The sequence below is a fragment of the Nocardia sp. NPDC058705 genome, from assembly GCF_042749305.1.
In the GTDB taxonomy this organism is placed as follows: domain Bacteria; phylum Actinomycetota; class Actinomycetes; order Mycobacteriales; family Mycobacteriaceae; genus Nocardia.
In genome coordinates, this window is the sequence record NZ_JBHYRN010000021.1 from 99426 (window position 1) to 117410 (window position 17985).

Consider the following 17985-nt stretch of genomic DNA (forward strand, 5'->3'; position numbering starts at 1 on the left):
TGTGGCCGGGCGTGGCCCCTGTGCGATGCCGGCTGCTAGCGTCGTCGATATGAATAGTGGGGGCGGGAAATTCGTGTGGTCTGTGGTGTTGGTCGGTGCGATGGCGCTGACCGGATGTTCCTCTGACGGCGCGGAGGCGGGCCCGACATCGCAATCCGCGCGCCCGCCCGCTGCTCCGGCCGCGACCTCGACATCGCCGACGGCCCCTGCGCCGGCAGGCGATCTGACCGGGATGACCTGCACCGAATTCCTCGCACTCGACGATGCCACCCAGAAGTCCACGGTGCCTGCCCTTGCCGACCAACTCGGTTACAAGACGAAGGTGCACCCCGGCAACTACAAGATCGTGCAGTCGTTGTGCAAGACGGACGAGTCCAAGCTCGTGAAGGAGTGGCTCGGCCGGGCATGATGCGGCGGTGGTCTCAGGCCGGGCGTCGTGGGGGAAGTGTGATGCGGTCGAGATCGACAGCGAGGACGGCTCCGGGGAAGTCCGCCTGTTCGGTGAACAGATGGTCCTCGTTGGCGGTGTACCGCTCGGAAAAATGTGTCAGGACAAGGGTGTTCACGCCGCAAGTGCGGGCTACCTCGCCTGCTTGGCGTGCGGTGAGATGGCCGCGTTCGTGTGCCTGGTCTGTTTCGGTGTCGAGGAACGTGGACTCGATGATCAGCATGTCGACGCCGTCTGCGAGCTCGAAGACGTTGTCGCACAGGCGGGTATCCATGACGAAGGCGACCTTCTGGCCCGGCCTCGGTGCTGAGCACTCCTCCAGCAGTGGCCCTGATAGATCGCGGATCGCGGCGCCGGAGATGCCGTGCTCACGCAGCTTCTCGGGTAGGAACGTGCGACTGTCCGGCTCGGCGAGGCGGTAGCCGTAGGTGGGGATGCTGTGGTCCAGGGGGAGAGCGGTGAGGGTGAAACCGTTGCCCTGCAACGTTTCGCCGGGGCCACTCACCGGGTGCTCGACGAGCGTCGGCGAGCCGTAGTAGCTCGTCGCGTACCTCAGCCGCTCCCAATACTCGGCGCCCTCGGCGGGGTAGACAGCGTGCACATCATGGGGCACCCCGTCGCGAGCGAGCCGCTGCACGATGCCGGGGACGCCGAGTGAGTGATCGCCGTGAAAGTGGGTGACACACAACCAATTCAGCTCGGTCGCGGAAGCGCCCGCGTGCGCCATCTGACGCTGCGTTCCCTCGCCCGGATCGAACAGCACGCCCTGCCCGTCCCAGCGCAGGAGGTATCCGTTGTGATTGCGGCGACGGGTGGGCACAGCACCTGCTGTGCCGAGGACGACGAGTTCTCGTGTCGACATCGGCCCATCCTCGCGGGTCACGGCGGCGGTGTCACCTCGATTGACCGCGAGCGGAGCATCGGGCATGTTCGTAGTCGCCCCGACCGATGACGCGACCATGCCGGAGGATGCTGATGGACATATTCGACTACGACTCGGAACTGCGTCTGCACAACGGGCACCTGCTCGCCGCCGCACGGGTCGGAACCCGTGATCGTGTGCTCGATATCGGTTGTGGCACAGGCCAGACCACGCGTGCCGCTGCCCGCGCCGCCGTCGACGGCAGCGCCTTCGGGATCGACATCACCGAACCGATGGTCGAACGAGCGCGCGAACTCAGCGCCGACGAGGGTCTGTCCAACATCAGCTTCGAGCTCGCCGACGCGCAGGTATACCCGTTCCCATCAACGTATTTCGATCTCTGCATCAGCAGGTACGGCGTGATGTTCTTCGCCGACCCGGTCGCCGCCTTCACCAATATCGCGCGCGCACTACGCCCTGGAGCTCGACTCGCGTGGCTGGTCTGGCAGAACCATGACCGCAACGAATGGGCCGGCTCGGTATTCGGTGAAGTCCTCGCCGGCGTGATCGCCACCCCGGCGCCCGGCCCGTTTTCCCTCGCTGACCCAGCCGTAGCCGAAAGCGCCCTGACCGCAGCCGGTTTCACCGATATCGCCTTCACTGAGGTAGCCGAGCCCGTCGACTACGGCCCGAACAGCGCCGCCGCCTACGACAACCTGCTCCGCCTGTCCGGCTTCAGGTCCTTCCTCGCCAACCTCGACCCGATCGCCGCCGACGAAGCCCGCGCCCGACTACGCGCCACCCTCCTGGACCACCAAACTGACAGCGGCGTGCACTTCGACTCACGCTCCTGGCTCATCACCGCCCGCCGTTCTCGAGCGGGCGCTGAGACAGGCGGCACGCCCGTTCGGTAGTCGGCGACGCGCTCGACGTCGGTCAGCGGCACCCGCTTCACAGGTGGCGGGTGCCGTCGAGGTGGAATACCTGACGATTGTGGAAGAAGTCGTCTTCTCTGAGTTCGGTGATACCGCCGGGGGTGGCGCGGAAAGCCGCGTATCCCGCTGACTCGATCGGCATTCCGATCCATGCCGCGATCACAAAGGTGAGGCTACCGCCGTGCGTTACGACAACCTGGTGTCGGCAGGTGCTCGCCACGATCGAGTCCATGGCGGCGTAGATACGTTGCGCGAAGACAGCTTTCGTCTCGGCTCCCGGAATACCCTCGTCGTGCCCCATCCGGTCGCCGACGAGAGGTGGCGGGACGTATCTCGCATCGAGCCACTGCTGAGGCCTGCCGCCTGCCTCGCCGTACGACTTCTCGCGCAGTCGCGCATCGAGGATCGGCTCGACGCCCAGTGCCGCACCGACTGCTTCGGCCGTCTGCGCTGTGCGTCGCAGGTCCGAGGAATACAGCTCGACCTCAACGTTTTCGGGGATCCGCGTTCGCAACTCCGTGGCAACTGCGGCAGCGGCGATCGTTCCGGCCGGAGTGAGTTCGGAGTCGAACCAACCGCCGACGAGCTGGTCGAGGTGATGCGTCGCCTCGGGATGGGTGACCACGAAGATATTGCGCATCGCTCATCCTCTCGTGGGCTATAGGGGAAGTGCTGAGCCTGCGGTGCGGTTCGGTGGGGTATCGGGTGTCGGCGTTGGATCCAAGGTCGCGAGGAAGGTGGTGAGGAGGGTGTGGCCGTGTGGCCAGTCGCCGAGATTGCTGGCCGTATTGAGGTGGCCGCGGGGGCCGACATCGATGTGCGGGAGTTGCCAGCGTCGGCTCATTTCCTGGGCCGCGTCGGGGGTGCAGTACGGGTCGTTCGTGCTTGTCACCACAAGACCGGGGACCGGGAGGGGCTTGGGTGCGAGATCGACGAAAGTCGGTGCGGCACTTGATGGGAAGTTCACGCCGGTCGGGTCCGGTGGGGCGACCATCAAGACACCCTGTGCGGCGTTGTCCGGCTCTCCTAGCCAGTGCGCGACGGCGAGGCAGCCGAGGCTGTGGGCGATCAGCACCACATGCTCTCGTGATCGGACCGCCGTCGAGATCGCACTCGTCCAATCCGCCAGATCCGGTGCCGACCACGAGGACGGCGCGATCCGATCGGCCCCGTCCTTCTGTTCCCACAGTGTCTGCCAGTGCCGCGCATCCGATCCATCGATCCCAGGAACCATGATCAACTGCATCTTCGTCTCCGATCTGTGTTCAGTCGGCCCTACTATGCGATGAATGATCACCAGCCAGCACCCCGAGCCGATGAATCCGAGGAAAACGGTCGAATCAAACGCTGATCCATTGGATCGAATCGATCTGGCGATGCTGGCGATCCTGCAAACAGAAGGTCGAATCAGCGGAGCCGACCTCGGCCGTCGGGTCAGACTTTCGCAACCAGCGGTCTCCGCGCGCCTACAGCGGCTCGAACGAACCGGTGTCATCACCGGCTACCGCGCGCTCGTCGACCCTGCTCGGCTCGGCCTCAACCTGCACGCCGTCGTCCGTCTTCGCACCACGCACGCACATCTGACCGAAGCGATCGCGCTCTTCGACGCGACCGCCGAAATCACTCAGGTCTATCGCCTCACCGGAGAGGACTGCTTCCTCGTCGATATCCACGCGCCCGACGCGCGCCGGCTCGAGGAGATCGTCGACAGGGTCGCGCGATTCGGGCCGGTCACCACCTCGCTGGTACTGCGGGAGTATCCGTCGAAACCTATAGTTCCCGCCGACGGTCGTTCACGTCGACCCTGATCGGCATCACGATGGTGAATCCTTCGGTGGTGGTTGTGCCTCTTATGTATGTCGCGACGGACGTCGGGACGGGACATGGAGGTTTGTTGTGGTTGTCGGAATTGGTGTTGTGGTCGGTCTGATGTTGGTGTGCACCTGCATGTATGTGGTGAAGCGCAAGCGGGCTGGGCGTGGGTGAGTCTCGGTGGCCTGATGAGCGGTTGATCGTTGCCGCGCAGGGTGGGGATGTGGATTCGATCGCGGCTTTGGTGTCGGGGGCGCATCCGCATATTCAGCGGTTCGCCCATTCACTGTGTGCCACAACGGAAGATGCTGAGGATGCGGCGCAGGAGGCGTTGATCATTCTGTATCGCAAGATCGGGATGTTGCGGGCCTCTGGTGCTTTGGCGTCGTGGATGTTCCGGATCGTTCGCAACGAGTGCCTGCGCCGGGCGCGGTTGGCGGGGCGAATCACGTTGCAGCACAACGTCGCTGTCGCTTCGGCTGAGGAGGAGGTGTTGCGACGACTCGAGGCGGGGAGGGTGGCGGCCGCGGTCGCCGCTTTGCCCGCGGATCAGCGGAGCGTGTTGATCATGCGCGATATTCAGGGCTATAGCGGGCGGATGGTCGCCGATGCGCTCGGGCTCAGTACGGCGGCGATGAAGTCGCGGCTGCACCGGGCTCGGGCGGCGATTCAACAAGCGCTTCAGGGTGCTGGAGGAAAAGATGAGTGACGAGTTCGCGAGTAAGTCCGTGTTCGAGCACCTGGTGCGTGGCGGCTTGGGATTCGGTGCGCTGGTGGGGTCCGTTGCGTTGATTCCGGTCGTCGGGGTGGTGAGCTTGGTGTTGCTGCCCGTCGGGTTGGTCGCGCTGCGTGGGTGTCCGATGTGTTGGGTGATCGGGCTGATGCAGACCTTGTCGCGCGGCAAGCTGCAGCGTTCCTGTGAAGACGGTCAGTGCAAGCTGACCGTCGGCGGGCACGACCCGCATCTGGGCGCTTCCTGAGAAGCTGACGTCTTCGAGCGGCCGGTGCTCGGGCCGCTCGAAGACGGTCAGTTGGCGTGGGCAGTGCGGACTCGGACAGCGAACGCGATCTGCCACAGGCCGATGAACAGCGTCGGGAGACGCTCGTAGAGACCGGCCAGCGAATTCGCACCCTCGGCGGTCCCTTCGACCGCGGCGAAGAACGCGCCGACCGCCGCCAGCGACACCACGCCGGTCGCCACCGAGAAGGCAGACCAGCCGGGGGATCGACGGCTCACGGCGGCGAACGCGGCCACCGGGAACGCCACGAACACCACCAGGGCGCCCAAGCTGTGCACTGTGCCGATCGTGGTGATGGTGGTCGGTGCGCCCGCGGGGAAGTCGAGGACCGGGTCGGTCGGGAAGAAGCCGATGAGAATCAGGCCCGCCCCGGCGATGAGCAACGACACGTAGCCCGTGAGGCGGAGGGCGGCGCAGCGTCGTAGCCCTTCGGCGAAACACAGTGTCAGTGCGCCGTAGAGGAGGAAGTTCGCGTTCTGGATCCAGCCGTGCGGGGCGAGGCTGAGGGCGCTGATGGTGTCGTGCGAGGAGACGTAGTCGGGTTGTGCCGCACCGTTGACGAGGTAGGTCGCGATGAAGACGACCGGGCCGGACGCACCCAGCAACAAGAGCGTTTGTGTACTGCGTATACTCATGATTACAACGTACACATCTCGTGTGTACGTTGTATACGCGAGAGAGGGGCAGTGTGACTTTTCTGTGGGAACGGATGGCTCAGACCACACCGGGTAAAGCCTTGTCCGCCAAGCTGATTGCCGAGACCGCGGTGAAAGTCGCCGATGTCGAGGGGCTCGATGCCATCACCATGCGGCGTCTCGCCACCGAACTGGGTGTCACCCCGATGGCCGCCTACCGGCATGTGTCGAACAAGGACGAGGTCCTCGAGCTGATGGTCGACCTGGTTTACGGCGAGATCGATCCGCCTGACGGCACCGATTGGCGCGAGACCCTGTGGGCGATCGCCCAGGCGGTTCGCACGCTGATCCTGCGTCACCCCTGGCTCACCCGCCTGTCGGCGCCCCAGATGCTCTACGAGCTGACCCCGCATCGATTGGCCCTCACTGAGCAGGCTCTGACCGCACTTCACGATGACGGCGGCCTGGACCTCGACGCCGCGATGGCCGCCTGCCGCACCCTCTCGACCTACGTCCAGGGTGCGACGAGCGCCGAAATCGGCCTTCGCGACCTCATGAACGACCACGGCTGGTCCACCGGCGCGGATACCCGCGAAGGACTTTCGCCGCAGATGCGCTGGCTACTCGCCACGCGTCGCTACCCGACCTTCGAGCGCTACATCCTCGAAGCCGCCCGCAAGGATGATCTGCAATGGCAATTCGACACCGGCCTGAATCAGGTGTTGGACGGGATCACCCAATGAGGGGTTGATCCCAGGGTGGGGTCCGGGGTTGTCCCGGATGTGCGGTCGGGTGGGGATTCCTATCGTCGGAGCATGCGTAGTTTGTCGATCGTCGCCGCGGTTGCGGTTGTCGTCTCGTTGGTGGGGTGTTCGAGTCCGGACGGCAACCGCGAATCCTCCGATCGCGTGCAGCGGGTGCGTGCAGACATCGACGCGGCAGTCGCTTCGGGTGTGGCGGGGGTGATCGCGACGCTCACCGAGAACGGTCGCACCACTACGTTGGTTGCCGGTGTCGGTGATCGTGCCGCCGGGGTGCCGATTCCTGCCGAGCCGCCGCAGCAGGTGCGGGTGGGTAGCGTCTCGAAGTCGTTTGTCGCGGCGATCGTGCTGCAACTGGTGTCGGAGGGGCGAATTCGGCTCGATGCGTCGATCGATACCTATTTGCCCGGCTTGCTGGTCGGCGACGGTGTCGATGGGCGCGGCATCACGGTGCGTCAGGTCTTGCAGCACCGCAGCGGATTACCGGAGTTCGCGGACTCGCCGGAGATCGATGAATATCGCGCCGCCATCGAGGGGCGGAGGTTCACGCCCGCCGACGAGATGGCCATCGCCTTACGGAACCCGGCGAAGTTCGCACCGGGCGCTCGCTTCACGTACACGAACACGAACTATCTCGTTGCCGCGATGCTCGTCGAGCGAATCACTGGACGGTTCTATTCAGATGTGTTGCAAGAAAGGGTCATTCGTCCGCTGGGCTTGACCGGGACTTATCTTCCAGCCGCCGGCGAGCATGATATCCGGGGCCCTCATCCCCGCGGGTACGCGACGATCGACGGCACTCGCACCGACGTCACTCGTATCGAACCGTCCGTACCGTGGGCGGCCGGTGCGCTGGTCTCCACCGGCAACGACCTGAACCGGTACTTCCTGGATCTACTGGCCGGAAGAGTGGTGGCGGCACCGGAACTTCAGCACATGCTCACCACGTTGCCCACCGGCGTGGACTCCATGCCCGAATACGGGCTCGGTCTGATGTCGGCCCAACTACCGTGCGGCACACGCTATCTCGGGCACACCGGCGGAATCACCGGGTACGCCACCTTCTCGGGAGCTACGACGGACGGGCGAGCCGCCACGATCGTTTGGACCGAGCCGCCCGGTCAACAGCCGGACATGATGGCGATCCTGACCCGCGCGCTCTGCCCCTGATGCCGTCAACCCCCGAACAACAGATACAACCCGGTGAACGTGAAGCCGACCATCGTCAGCATCAAGGCCAGCTGACCGGTCAGCTGGTGACGTGGTGGGAGAAGCCGCAGGCAGCGGTCGTGCGCGGCGGCGACGCCGAGGATGTGGCCGATCAGGACCGCGAGCACTGTGCTGGTGGCGAGAAGGCTCGGATGATTCGACAGCACATAGTCGACGTCTCGATCGGCCAGGCCCGCGATGTTCCAGCCGCGGTCGAGCGGGTCGGCGAACAGCAGGACCGTCGCCTGTCCTTTCTCGACGAGGAATGTGAGGTAGTGGGCGATCAGGTAGCCCGCGATGATCGGGGTGAGGCTGAGCGCCAGCCGTCGGGGTAGCAGCGTTCGATCGGCGCGGGAGACGCCGCCGGTGGCAAGTGCGGCAACGGAGAACAGGCCGCCGACCACTCCGATGAAGACCAGCAGTCCGGCCGTGCGGACCAGCGTCGGGTCGACGACCGAAGCCAGGTCGTCGACCAGTTCGCGCCATCGTGGGAACGTCGAGAAGCTGTCGAAGGCGGTGGATCCGAGCAGTGTCGCCGCGACCGCGACGGAACCCGCGAGTCCGGGAGTGCCCGCGAGATTGTTCAGCGGCATTCGCAGCACCGGCTGTCCCGCGCGGTTACGGCCGTAAGGGCTCAGGCGCGCTAGCAGCGTGCTGTAGACCTCGAGCGGATCGGCCCGCTCGGCCCAGACGGTGCCGAACAGGATCAGGCCGATCGAGGTGACGATCAGATAGCCGAGCAACCATGTCAGCACCGAGCTCACCGAACCTGGTGTGTGCCAGGCCAATTCCAGCCAGACGAAGGAGAAAAGGCTGATGGCGGCGGGGTAGTACCCCCATGTCTCACGGTAGCGGAGGAATCCGTGATCGGGCGGGCGGTGCAGCAGCAGGCAGCCGAATCGGTGGATTGCACGGACGGGGGAGAGGACCTTCCAGATCGGTCCGATCAGCAGCGAGCCCATCATCACCCCGACCCAGACGCCGACGTACAGCACGCCCGGCACGGGATTCAGGGCCGGATCCGAGGAGCCGAACACCGCGATGAGGAGCACGCAGGCGGTGATGATCACGCTCGCGGTGGCGATGACCGTCCGCGTCGCACGGGCATCGATCATCCGGCGTATCGGTGCGGGCAGTACGAACCCTGGGGAGTCGGGGTTCAGGCGAGGCCGACGCCAGGCGAACAACAGCACCGCGAACGAGAAGGTCAGTGCCCATGCCGCACCGACCAAGGCGTAGGTGAGTGGAATCGGCAGGTCCGTGGCGCCGCCGAGGCCGTGGGCGAGGGGGCTCACGGGCGGACCAGCAGGGTTGTCACCGTCCGTCCGTGGTGGTGCAGTTCGATCTCCACCTGGCTCGGCACTGTCACCGTGAAGCTGAACTCTTGGTCGGCGGTCGCGGCGACGGGAAAGGTGTGCGCGGGAGTGGAGTGGACGTGGAGTTCGTCGGTGGCGTCGCTGTCGACCCGCAATACGATGGGCTGTCCGACCTGGGCTTCGGTCCGCGTATTGGTCGGGGATACTGCGCCTTTCGCGATCCGGATGTCGATGGTGCGGGCTTCGTCGGTCTGCTCGGGCACCGTGCTCGATGAGCAGCCCGCAAGCAGTGCGCCCGTGGCGACCGCGACAAGGCCGTACCGGAGTGGGCGAGGTGTCACGGATTCTCCTCGGTGCGGTCGGTCTGCGCGGATCGGTCTTCTGCACTGTCGCGTTTCTCCGCGCGCCGGTCGCGTATCGCGATGAACAGCACCAGCCCGACCAGTGCGACTGCAGGTAGGAAGGCCGGAATCGCCAGCAGGAGAGAGTGATCGGCGAGCAGGTCGACGTTCCCCTCGCGAATCAAGGTGCGACCGTTGCCTTCTGGTCCGGCGTGCTGCCCGCCGCCAGATAACGATCGTTGACGCGGGCCGCGCCCCACGCCATGGCCGCGATCAAGGCCAGGCTGCACGCCAACACCACCAGGCCCGCGACGGCCATCAACCAGGACGGATGGTCGAAGGACCGCTCGCGTTGCAGTACCGAGACCTCCTCGACGAACGGTCGCGTGAAGCTCGCGGGCGCCGACACCTCCGCGGCGCCGATGCCCTCATCGAGCGGCATGAAGATCGGGAGCGCGGACTGCATGCGTCCGTCCTGCAAGCGCAGCACCGTCTTCCAGGTGCCGTGCACGGGCACGGGACGGGTGGAAACGAAGTGGTCGTCGGCGACGCGACGCAACTTGTCCACGACGAGGCCGTGGCCGGGACTGCCGTCGCCGGTGCCGCCCTGCCAGGCGAGGATCTCCACCCATTCGGGATCGGCACCGATCAGATCCGCGGGGGAGAGGTGGACATCGGCGGTGACCATCCGGCCGCCCTGCTCGGGCTCGGCGTCGGTGAGTACGACTGTCGCCGAGGCGTTTTCCGGTACGCGGATGATCACCCCGTTGGTGGTCGCCGCGGCCGCGATCACCACAGCGGCGACCACGAGACCACGCCGCACCGCGGGCTTGGGCAATGCCTCGCCGCGCAGGACGGTGCCGAGCATCGCGCCGACCACACCGCCCGCCACGCCGACCGGCACCGCCATCGCGAGCAGTTCCGGCCACATCCCGCCGACCCACGGATTGACGAACATCCGCTCCACCCACAGTGATTCGAGCCAGATGCCCACCGTCGCCACCCCGAACCCCGTGAGCGCACCCCACCAGAGCGGTCGCCTGATCAGCGGCAGGAGGGCGAACAGTTCGACCACGATCGCGGCACCGAGGTAGAGCGGAAAGACGTTGCGCGGCGCCTCGAATCCGGTGCCGACGAGGACCGCGACGATGTAGCGCACGCAGAAGGCGAAGGCCACGAGCAGCAGGGTGCTGAAGGGGCCGAGGGTCAACCGCGCCGAGATCAGGGCGATCGTGGCGGCGAAAACGATCAACATCGGTTGCAGCACCAGCCGGAATTGCTCTACGCCGAAGTCGAACTCGACCTGGAACACCGACAGGCCGATCACCAGGCCGCCGAATGCGAACCCCTGGATTGCCCACAGGAACCGGCCGTCGGGTCGTTCGGGGTCGGGGCGGTTGTAGCGGCCTTCGAGTTCGAGCAGCAGCACGCCGATCAGTGACAGACCCGCGCCACCGATGAGCATCAGGTGGGTGGGTCCCCAGAGGGTGACGTCCTGGCCGAACAGCCGATGCCAGATGTCGTCGAGCGGGAAACCGATCAGCGCGTACAAACCGGCGCCCGCGATCAAGATGCCGCCGACGGGTGCGTACCAGTCGCGGGTGATCTTCACCGCGGCCCGACCCGGCTTCTCGTCGAGCGGCAGGATCACGGCCAGCATGCCCGCCATGAAGAGGAAGAACAGGCCGACCAGGATGAAGTAGTGCGCCGGGTTGGCCAGCGGTCCGGCATCGCGACCCTTGCCCACATGCAGGCTCACATCCCAGATGAACCCGAGAAACGCGGTCAGGATCGTGGCGAGGAACATCGCGATCGGCAGCGCCACCCAGCCGGGCCGGTTCATGAGGCGGCCGCTGAAGTCGGCCAGCCGCTGCAGCCAGGTGATGCGCCGCGTCCGATGCAGGTAGGCCACCCACAACAGCACCGCGGCGACCACCGCCGCCGCACCGGTCATCAGCGCGACCTGGTCCAGCGCAGCGCCACCGCCTTCGGTGCCCTGCGCGACCAGAATCATCGACGGATCGGTCATCGCTGTGGCCACGGCAGTCCTCCGATGTGTCGAAGCGCCCGGTCTGCGGGGTAAAGAACAGTATCCCGGATCTCGCGCGCAGCCGATAGCCCATGCGCATAACGTGCCGCAAGTTGAAACGCCAGCGAACGGGTGTGGATTGCTGGGAACTCCGAACGCACGGCCCGAACTCGTTCTACGTCGGGTGTCGGCGTCCGCCCTGACGTGGCCGGGCCCGCCTTGCTGCCGGAGCAAAGGTATCGGATCTAGTAGAACCGTGGGCGCAGAGGGGATCGAACCGTTGTCTCATCGGACAGCCGTCGCATTGCTGCGCGGCGTTGACCTCGAGGGCCTTCCCGTGGCAGTACCCATTGCCGACATGTCGCCGGGCTTACGCAGGTTTCCATCAGGCTTGTTTAACGTCCCGGCGCAACTCGCCGCGGACGGTGTGGCTTGCTGTGTCGCGGTCCAGTTCGGCATGGCAGATCTCGCATTGAAAGACGCGATCGGACAACCGCAGTTTGATTTTCACTGCGCCGCATTCGCTGCACGTCTTCGAACTGGGGTAGAACCGATCTGCGATGATCAGCGAGGTCCCTCGCCAGGTCGCTTTATACGTGAGTTGACGGCGCAGCTCTCCCCACGACGCCAGCTGAATCTTGCGGCTCAGCTTTCGGTTTCGGATCAGTCCTGCGACGTGCAGGTCCTCGATGACGATGGATTCGCAGGAAGCGGTGAGTCGGGAAGTCAGCTGGTGAAGGTTGTTCGTGCGCGCGTTGGTCAACTGTTTGTGCACACGTGCCACCTCGGCTCTGGTTCTGAGCCAGCGTCGCGACGGCGTGCGGTTGGTCCGCCTGTCGGGACCACACCGACGGGCGGCGCGACGTTGCAGACGCCGAAGCTTTTTCGTGGCGCGCTCGGCATCCGGTGGGGCCGCGACGAATCCGTTCTCGTCGGTGACTCCGGGAATCGGTACCGACAGGATCGCCAGGTGCTTGATTCCGAGGTCGACTCCGACAACTGGAATCCGTCTGTCGCCGGGTGTAGAAGGCTGGGCGGACAGCTCGACCGAGAACGAAACCTGCCAATGTCCGTTCCGGAAGCTGATGGTCGCGGAACGGATCCGGGCCACCCCTGCTCGGATGCGGCGTTCGAGCGTCCGGGTCGACTCCAACGTTCGAACAGCGCCGATCCTGGGGAGCTTTACGTGTCGTCGGTCGGTGGCCACCAGCCCGAATGCCCCGGTCGAGAATCGGCAGGATTGTCGACTTCGCTTGGACTTGAATTTGGGGAACCGATTGACCCGGTTCGTGCCGGTGCCTCGTCCTCGAGCCCATCGGCTCAGTGCAGTGGACAGGTTTGCCAGCCCACTCGCGTAAGCCTCCTTCGAGTTCTCCGGCCACCACGGAGCCGCTGCAGACTTGGCTTCGTTCCATCGCTTGCGGAGCTCGTACGCCGACCAGCCCACATGCGGGGTCAGATCCTCTGTCGGGACACCATACGAGCGCTCGGCCTCACGTTGCGCGAGGATCGCCCGCACCATCGCCAGACCCCAGTTGTAGGCGAACCGCTGTGCACCGCAATGTGACTGGAGCATGTCCTGCTGGGTGGGCGTGGGATCCAACGCGAAAACATACGCGCGCACCACAGAGTCGGTCGACGCCGAATGACTCGGAGTCTCAGGAGTTGCATCGAGCGAGAGCATGATCCCCCGTCCTGCACCTGCGGTGGTCACACCCGAGAGACTCGATGGTGGACCTGTTCAAATCTGTGGGCGCAGTAGGGATCGAACCTACGACCGCTGGTGTGTAAAACCAGTGCTCTACCGCTGAGCTATACGCCCTGGCACCGCCGGGGAGAACCGGCGGTGTCGGGTTATGAATCTAGCGCGGCGAGCGCTTTCTCCCAAGCTGCCTGGTCACGGGCCTGTCCGGGCTCGTTCATCTCGGCGAAAGTGATGTAGCCGGTCTTGTCGACGACGAAAGTTCCGCGGTTGGGGTAGCCGGATTTCTCGTTGAAGACGTCGTAGGCCTGGGTGACGGCGCCGTGCGGCCAGAAGTCCGACAGCAGGGGGAACAGGTAGCCCTGTTCTGCGGCCCAGATCTTGTGGGTGGGTGGGGGGCCGACGGAGATCGCGATGATCTCGGCGTCGTCGTTCTGGAACTTGGGCAGTTCGTCACGGACCTTGCACAGCTCGCCCTGGCAGATGCCGGTGAAGGCGAGAGGATAGAACACCAGCAGCACGTTCTTCTTGCCGCGATAATCCGACAGGGTGACGGGCTGGTTGTTCTGGTCCTTGAGCGTGAAATCCGGCGCGAGAGTGCCAACCTCTAGCGGCATAGTCGAAATCCTCCGTCGTGTCGGGTCTCAGCCGGGCGTGTGAGCCCAACTGAGACCCTAGCGAACGGCGGATTCAGCGCTGTTTGGACGGTGCCTTCGGCTGAACGAGGCGTGAGCCCGTCCAACTGCCGAGGCTGATGGTGGATGTCTGGGTCAGGCCGGCCGTGGGTGCGGCTTCGGCGATCTCGCTCGGATCGACATGGCCTGATTGCCCGGTTTTGGGGGTGAGGACCCAGATGAAGCCTTCATCGGCCAGCGGGCTGATGGCATCCATCAGCTCGTCGGCCAGATCGCCGTCACCTTCTCGCCACCAGAGCAGGACGGCGTCGACGACCTCATCGGAGTCTTCGTCGACCATTTCGCCGCCGCTGACCTCCTCGATCTCGGCGCGCAATGCGTCGTCGGTGTCCTCGTCCCAGCCCAATTCCTGAACAACCAAGCCGTGAGAAATGCCAAGCTTCTGAGCGTAGTTCTGCGCGTCCGCCGCGGCGACCACGGTGGTGTCCTCCCTAAACTTCCGACAGTAAGATAGGTGCAAGCGAACATGGTTATCCGCCGCAGCGCAAGCTGATCGAATGAATCGGTACCGTATGCCGCGTGTCGGGAGGGCAAAATCGGCCCGCTCAACAGGCGTCGTGGACTGCGGTCCGTGCCTGGTTGATGGCGCGGCTGGCCTCGTTGAGCTTGGCGACCGGTGAGTTGTAGGTCATCTTTCTGGTCTGCGCGGACAGCTCGCGCGCGGCGACGACGTAAGCGGTGAACTTGTCGGCCAGTTCGGCAGGCAGCGCGCCCGCCGCGGCGATCACGCCCGACTCGACTTTGGCGGCCGCGTTGTCGAGGGTGGTAGCCGCGGACTCGCGCTTGGTCGCGTAGTCGGGGGCGTTGGTGTCGTGGGCGGACACGAAGTCGTTGTAGGCGGTGACGCCCGCGCCGGTGGTGGTGGGGAACTGGCCGCAGTTGTCGGTGATCGCGCGCTGCTGTGCCGCCGCGGCGCGCGAGGACGCGGCCGCCGAGGACGAGGCGGCGGCGGAGGTCTTGTAGGCGGCCACTTCGGCCGCGTCGGTGGTCGGTGTGCCGGGAATCTGCTCGGCGCAACCGGCCACCACCGAACCCACGGTCACGGCGGCAACGGCACAGATCAGCCCCAGTCGGCGCGCGTGCAGCACCCTCATCGTCCGGCGTTCCCTCTCACTCACGTGCGCGACTCGTCGTTCCCCCGCAGAACCTACCTAATGGTATTCCCGCTGGGGTGATGACCTGGGCAGCCGTTTCGGTAAGGATGGAGGGTGCACCCGAACCTTTCGTAACGGGTGGTCCGCACACCAAGCGGGCAGGCCCGGGGACAGCGACGCCGACCAAGCAGTTCAGCCCCCATCACGAGGAGCAGATTTGACCGACCTGATCCACTCTGCAGCTTCCAACGATCCAGTGTCGACTCCCACCGCGGGCGGCGAGAACGGCACCAAACCCACCGGTGAACGGGTACGGGTCATCCGTGAAGGAGTGGCGTCGTACCTGCCCGACATCGACCCGGAGGAGACCAGCGAATGGCTGGAATCCTTCGACCACATGCTCGACCGCGAAGGGCCGGGCCGCGCCAGATACCTGATGTTGCGACTGCTCGAGCGCGCGGGCGAACGTCGGGTGTCGATTCCGGCGCTCACCTCCACCGACTACGTCAACACGATTCCCACCGAGAACGAACCGTGGTTTCCCGGTGACGAGGAAGTCGAGCGCCGCTTCCGCGCCTGGATCCGGTGGAATGCCGCGATCATGGTGCATCGCGCGCAGCGCCCCGGCATCGGTGTCGGCGGCCATATCTCGACCTACGCGTCCTCGGCGGCGCTCTACGAGGTGGGCTTCAACCACTTCTTCCGCGGCAAGGACCATCCCGGCGGCGGCGACCAGATCTACATCCAGGGCCACGCCTCGCCCGGCATCTACGCGCGCGGTTTCCTCGAGGGCCGCCTGAGCGCGGACCGGCTCGACGGGTTCCGTCAGGAATACAGCCATGGCGGCCTCGGCAAGGGTCTGCCGTCGTACCCGCACCCGCGGTTGATGCCGGACTTCTGGGAGTTCCCGACGGTGTCGATGGGCCTGGGCCCGATGAACGCGATCTACCAGGCCAGGTTCAACCACTACCTCACCGATCGTGGCATCAAGGACACCTCCGATCAGCACGTCTGGGCGTTCCTCGGCGACGGCGAGATGGACGAACCCGAGTCGCGCGGCCTGATCCAGGTGGCCGCCAACGAGGCGCTCGACAACCTGACCTTCGTGATCAACTGCAACCTGCAGCGCCTCGACGGCCCGGTGCGCGGCAACGGCAAGATCATCCAGGAACTGGAGTCGTTCTTCCGCGGCGCGGGCTGGAACGTGATCAAGGTGGTCTGGGGCCGCGAGTGGGACGCGCTGCTGGGCGCCGATCGCGACGGCGCGCTGGTGAACCTGATGAACTCCACCCCCGACGGCGATTACCAGACCTACAAGGCCAACGACGGCGCGTACGTGCGCGACCACTTCTTCGGCCGCGACCCGCGCACCAAAGCGCTGGTGCAGAACATGTCCGACAGCGAGATCTGGAATCTCAAGCGCGGCGGCCACGACTACCGCAAGGTCTACGCGGCGTATTCGGCGGCGATGGCGCACAAGGGCCAGCCGACGGTGATCCTGGCCAAGACGATCAAGGGCTACACCCTCGGCAAGCACTTCGAGGGCCGCAACGCCACCCACCAGATGAAGAAGCTGGCGCTGCAGGACCTCAAGGACTTCCGCGATCTGCAGCGCATCCCGGTCAGTGACGCCGAGCTGGAGAAGGACCCGTACCTGCCGCCGTACTACCACCCCGGCATGAACGATCCGGCGATCGAGTACATGCTCGCTCGGCGCAAGTCGCTCGGTGGTTTCGTGCCCGAAAGGCGTTCGCCCGCAAAGCCGTTGACACTGCCGGGAGATGAGGCCTACCGCTCGGTGCGCAAGGGTTCGGGCAAGCAGAAGGTCGCCACGACGATGGCGCTGGTTCGCCTGGTCAAGGAACTGTTGCGCGACAAGGAGATCGGCAAGCGGATCGTGCCGATCATCCCCGACGAGGCCCGCACCTTCGGCATGGACTCGTGGTTCCCGACGCTGAAGATCTACAACCGCAACGGCCAGCTCTACACCTCGGTCGACGCCGAACTCATGCTCGCCTACAAGGAGAGCACCGTCGGCCAGATCATGCACGAGGGCATCAACGAGGCCGGTTCCACCGCGTGCTTCACCGCCGCGGGCACCGCGTACTCCACCCACGGCGAGCCGATGATCCCGCTCTACATCTTCTATTCGATGTTCGGGTTCCAGCGCACCGGCGACAGCTTCTGGGCCGCGGCCGATCAGCTGGCGCGCGGATTCGTGCTCGGCGCCACCGCGGGCCGGACCACGCTCACCGGTGAGGGCCTGCAGCACAACGACGGGCAGTCGCTGCTGCTGGCATCGACCAATCCCGCTGTGGTGACCTACGATCCGGCGTTCTCGTTCGAGATCGCGCACATCATGCGCGACGGTCTGCGCCGGATGTACGGCGGCGGCGAGGCACCGGCGAGTCCGCTGCCAGGCACCGAGGTGGCCCCGGTCGGCACGTTCGGCGGGGAGAACATTTTCTACTACATCACCCTGTACAACGAGCCCTATCAGCAGCCTGCCGAGCCCGATGATCTCGATGTGGCGGGTCTGCTCAAGGGGCTGTACCTGTACCAGCGCGGCGGTGAGGGTGAGGTTCGTGCCCAGATCCTGGTGTCCGGCGTGACCGTGCCCGACGGGTTGCGTGCGCAGGAGATGCTGGCCGAAGAATGGGGTGTGGCCGCGGATGTGTGGTCGGTGACCTCGTTCGGCGAGCTCCGCCGGGAGGCGCTCGACAAGGAGATCGCGGCGCTCAAGCACCCCGATACCGATCCGGGTTCGCCCTATGTCACCCAGGCGCTCTCGGCCGCACGGGGACCGGTGGTCGCCGCGACCGACTGGATGCGCGCGGTGCCGGATCAGATCCGGCAGTGGGTGCCCGGCGACTACATCACCCTCGGCACCGACGGGTTCGGCTTCTCCGACACCCGCACGGCCGCACGGCGGGTGTTCAACGTCGACGCGCAGTCGATCGTGGTCGCGGTGCTCGAAGGCCTCGTGCGCGACGGCACGTTCGACAAGGCGAAGGCGGTGGAAGCGGCCGCGAAATACGGCATCGACAGCGTCGCCGCCGCGCCGAAGCCGAGTGCGGACGCGGCAGAGGAACTGGCGTAGCGGACTATTGGACTGTGGAGCGCAAAC

General features: G+C 65.5%; 20 protein-coding genes and 1 tRNA gene. 8 read left to right on the plus strand and 13 right to left on the minus strand.

Annotated elements, in window-relative coordinates; translation table 11 throughout:
• Positions 1-49 precede the first annotated feature (49 nt).
• Entirely contained in the window at positions 50-409 is a 360-nt protein-coding gene (locus ACFW6D_RS22715) for a hypothetical protein (RefSeq protein ID WP_379331135.1), read from the plus strand.
• 13 nt (positions 410-422) lie between these two features.
• Here the strand turns inward: ACFW6D_RS22715 and ACFW6D_RS22720 are convergent, their stop codons facing one another.
• Positions 423-1310 (minus strand): ribonuclease Z, encoded by an 888-nt coding sequence (locus ACFW6D_RS22720; protein ID WP_379331137.1) that lies wholly within the window; start codon positions 1308-1310, stop codon positions 423-425.
• A 113-nt stretch (positions 1311-1423) separates the two neighbouring features.
• Between ACFW6D_RS22720 and ACFW6D_RS22725 the strand changes: the two genes are divergently transcribed.
• Positions 1424-2224, plus strand: a complete 801-nt coding sequence (locus ACFW6D_RS22725) for a class I SAM-dependent methyltransferase (protein ID WP_379331139.1) — start codon at positions 1424-1426, stop codon at positions 2222-2224.
• Positions 2225-2261: 37 nt separating this feature from the next.
• Here ACFW6D_RS22725 and ACFW6D_RS22730 read toward each other — a convergent pair whose 3' ends face one another.
• Both ACFW6D_RS22730 and ACFW6D_RS22735 read right to left on the minus strand, forming a co-directional pair.
• A complete protein-coding gene (locus ACFW6D_RS22730) occupies positions 2262-2885 on the minus strand; it encodes a histidine phosphatase family protein (protein WP_379331141.1) in 624 nt (207 codons plus the stop codon).
• Between the two features lie 18 nt (positions 2886-2903).
• Positions 2904-3491 (minus strand): RBBP9/YdeN family alpha/beta hydrolase, encoded by a 588-nt coding sequence (locus ACFW6D_RS22735; RefSeq protein ID WP_379331143.1) that lies wholly within the window; start codon positions 3489-3491, stop codon positions 2904-2906.
• Between the two features lie 109 nt (positions 3492-3600).
• Here ACFW6D_RS22735 and ACFW6D_RS22740 point away from each other — a divergent pair, with 109 nt between their 5' ends.
• From ACFW6D_RS22740 to ACFW6D_RS22750, 3 genes are all read left to right on the plus strand, one after another.
• Positions 3601-4053, plus strand: coding sequence for an Lrp/AsnC family transcriptional regulator (locus ACFW6D_RS22740; RefSeq protein WP_379331145.1), 453 nt, complete (start codon positions 3601-3603; stop codon positions 4051-4053).
• A 227-nt stretch (positions 4054-4280) separates the two neighbouring features.
• Positions 4281-4766 (plus strand): RNA polymerase sigma factor, encoded by a 486-nt coding sequence (locus tag ACFW6D_RS22745; protein ID WP_379331147.1) that lies wholly within the window; start codon positions 4281-4283, stop codon positions 4764-4766.
• Entirely contained in the window at positions 4759-5037 is a 279-nt protein-coding gene (locus ACFW6D_RS22750; RefSeq protein WP_379331149.1) for a hypothetical protein, read from the plus strand. The genes ACFW6D_RS22745 and ACFW6D_RS22750 overlap by 8 nt, the downstream gene beginning before the upstream one ends.
• A 47-nt stretch (positions 5038-5084) precedes the next feature.
• Here the strand turns inward: ACFW6D_RS22750 and ACFW6D_RS22755 are convergent, their stop codons facing one another.
• Positions 5085-5711, minus strand: coding sequence for a DUF998 domain-containing protein (locus ACFW6D_RS22755; RefSeq protein WP_379331151.1), 627 nt, complete (start codon positions 5709-5711; stop codon positions 5085-5087).
• A gap of 74 nt (positions 5712-5785) precedes the next feature.
• Here ACFW6D_RS22755 and ACFW6D_RS22760 point away from each other — a divergent pair, with 74 nt between their 5' ends.
• On the plus strand, positions 5786-6454 hold the full coding sequence (locus tag ACFW6D_RS22760; RefSeq protein ID WP_379331153.1) for a TetR/AcrR family transcriptional regulator: 669 nt from the start codon (positions 5786-5788) through the stop codon (positions 6452-6454).
• Positions 6455-6526: 72 nt separating this feature from the next.
• Positions 6527-7642, plus strand: coding sequence for a serine hydrolase domain-containing protein (locus tag ACFW6D_RS22765; protein ID WP_379331155.1), 1116 nt, complete (start codon positions 6527-6529; stop codon positions 7640-7642).
• Between the two features lie 5 nt (positions 7643-7647).
• On the opposite strand, the gene ACFW6D_RS22770 is transcribed toward ACFW6D_RS22765, so the two are convergent.
• From ACFW6D_RS22770 to ACFW6D_RS22810, 9 genes are all read right to left on the minus strand, one after another.
• Complete coding sequence (locus ACFW6D_RS22770; protein ID WP_379331157.1) at positions 7648-8976, minus strand: hypothetical protein; 1329 nt, start codon at positions 8974-8976, stop codon at positions 7648-7650.
• Positions 8973-9338: a hypothetical protein gene (locus ACFW6D_RS22775; protein ID WP_379331159.1), complete on the minus strand. Its 366-nt coding sequence runs from the start codon at positions 9336-9338 to the stop codon at positions 8973-8975. Before ACFW6D_RS22775 ends, ACFW6D_RS22770 begins: the two co-directional genes overlap by 4 nt.
• Positions 9335-9523, minus strand: coding sequence for a hypothetical protein (locus ACFW6D_RS22780; RefSeq protein WP_379331161.1), 189 nt, complete (start codon positions 9521-9523; stop codon positions 9335-9337). The genes ACFW6D_RS22775 and ACFW6D_RS22780 overlap by 4 nt, the downstream gene beginning before the upstream one ends.
• Complete coding sequence (locus tag ACFW6D_RS22785; RefSeq protein WP_379331201.1) at positions 9520-11367, minus strand: hypothetical protein; 1848 nt, start codon at positions 11365-11367, stop codon at positions 9520-9522. Before ACFW6D_RS22785 ends, ACFW6D_RS22780 begins: the two co-directional genes overlap by 4 nt.
• A gap of 385 nt (positions 11368-11752) precedes the next feature.
• Complete coding sequence (gene tnpB / locus ACFW6D_RS22790; protein WP_379331163.1) at positions 11753-13081, minus strand: IS607 family element RNA-guided endonuclease TnpB; 1329 nt, start codon at positions 13079-13081, stop codon at positions 11753-11755.
• A 36-nt stretch (positions 13082-13117) separates the two neighbouring features.
• Positions 13118-13189 (minus strand) — tRNA-Val (locus tag ACFW6D_RS22795).
• 32 nt (positions 13190-13221) lie between these two features.
• Complete coding sequence (locus tag ACFW6D_RS22800) at positions 13222-13686, minus strand: peroxiredoxin (RefSeq protein WP_379331165.1); 465 nt, start codon at positions 13684-13686, stop codon at positions 13222-13224.
• Positions 13687-13759: 73 nt separating this feature from the next.
• Positions 13760-14182, minus strand: coding sequence for a DUF3052 domain-containing protein (locus ACFW6D_RS22805; protein WP_379331167.1), 423 nt, complete (start codon positions 14180-14182; stop codon positions 13760-13762).
• A gap of 127 nt (positions 14183-14309) precedes the next feature.
• Complete coding sequence (locus ACFW6D_RS22810) at positions 14310-14858, minus strand: hypothetical protein (protein WP_379331169.1); 549 nt, start codon at positions 14856-14858, stop codon at positions 14310-14312.
• A gap of 256 nt (positions 14859-15114) precedes the next feature.
• Here ACFW6D_RS22810 and aceE point away from each other — a divergent pair, with 256 nt between their 5' ends.
• Positions 15115-17958, plus strand: a complete 2844-nt coding sequence (gene aceE / locus ACFW6D_RS22815) for a pyruvate dehydrogenase (acetyl-transferring), homodimeric type (RefSeq protein ID WP_379331171.1) — start codon at positions 15115-15117, stop codon at positions 17956-17958.
• Positions 17959-17985: the final 27 nt, after the last annotated feature.

Coding starts and splice junctions, on each gene's coding strand:
- ACFW6D_RS22715 (WP_379331135.1), top strand. CDS start 50: ATGAATAGTGGGGGCGGGAAATTCGTGTGGTCTGTGGTGTTGGTCGGT.
- ACFW6D_RS22720 (WP_379331137.1), bottom strand. CDS start 1,310: ATGTCGACACGAGAACTCGTCGTCCTCGGCACAGCAGGTGCTGTGCCC.
- ACFW6D_RS22725 (WP_379331139.1), top strand. CDS start 1,424: ATGGACATATTCGACTACGACTCGGAACTGCGTCTGCACAACGGGCAC.
- ACFW6D_RS22730 (WP_379331141.1), bottom strand. CDS start 2,885: ATGCGCAATATCTTCGTGGTCACCCATCCCGAGGCGACGCATCACCTC.
- ACFW6D_RS22735 (WP_379331143.1), bottom strand. CDS start 3,491: ATGCAGTTGATCATGGTTCCTGGGATCGATGGATCGGATGCGCGGCAC.
- ACFW6D_RS22750 (WP_379331149.1), top strand. CDS start 4,759: ATGAGTGACGAGTTCGCGAGTAAGTCCGTGTTCGAGCACCTGGTGCGT.
- ACFW6D_RS22755 (WP_379331151.1), bottom strand. CDS start 5,711: ATGAGTATACGCAGTACACAAACGCTCTTGTTGCTGGGTGCGTCCGGC.
- ACFW6D_RS22760 (WP_379331153.1), top strand. CDS start 5,786: ATGGCTCAGACCACACCGGGTAAAGCCTTGTCCGCCAAGCTGATTGCC.
- ACFW6D_RS22765 (WP_379331155.1), top strand. CDS start 6,527: ATGCGTAGTTTGTCGATCGTCGCCGCGGTTGCGGTTGTCGTCTCGTTG.
- ACFW6D_RS22785 (WP_379331201.1), bottom strand. CDS start 11,367: ATGACCGATCCGTCGATGATTCTGGTCGCGCAGGGCACCGAAGGCGGT.
- ACFW6D_RS22800 (WP_379331165.1), bottom strand. CDS start 13,686: ATGCCGCTAGAGGTTGGCACTCTCGCGCCGGATTTCACGCTCAAGGAC.
- ACFW6D_RS22810 (WP_379331169.1), bottom strand. CDS start 14,858: ATGAGGGTGCTGCACGCGCGCCGACTGGGGCTGATCTGTGCCGTTGCC.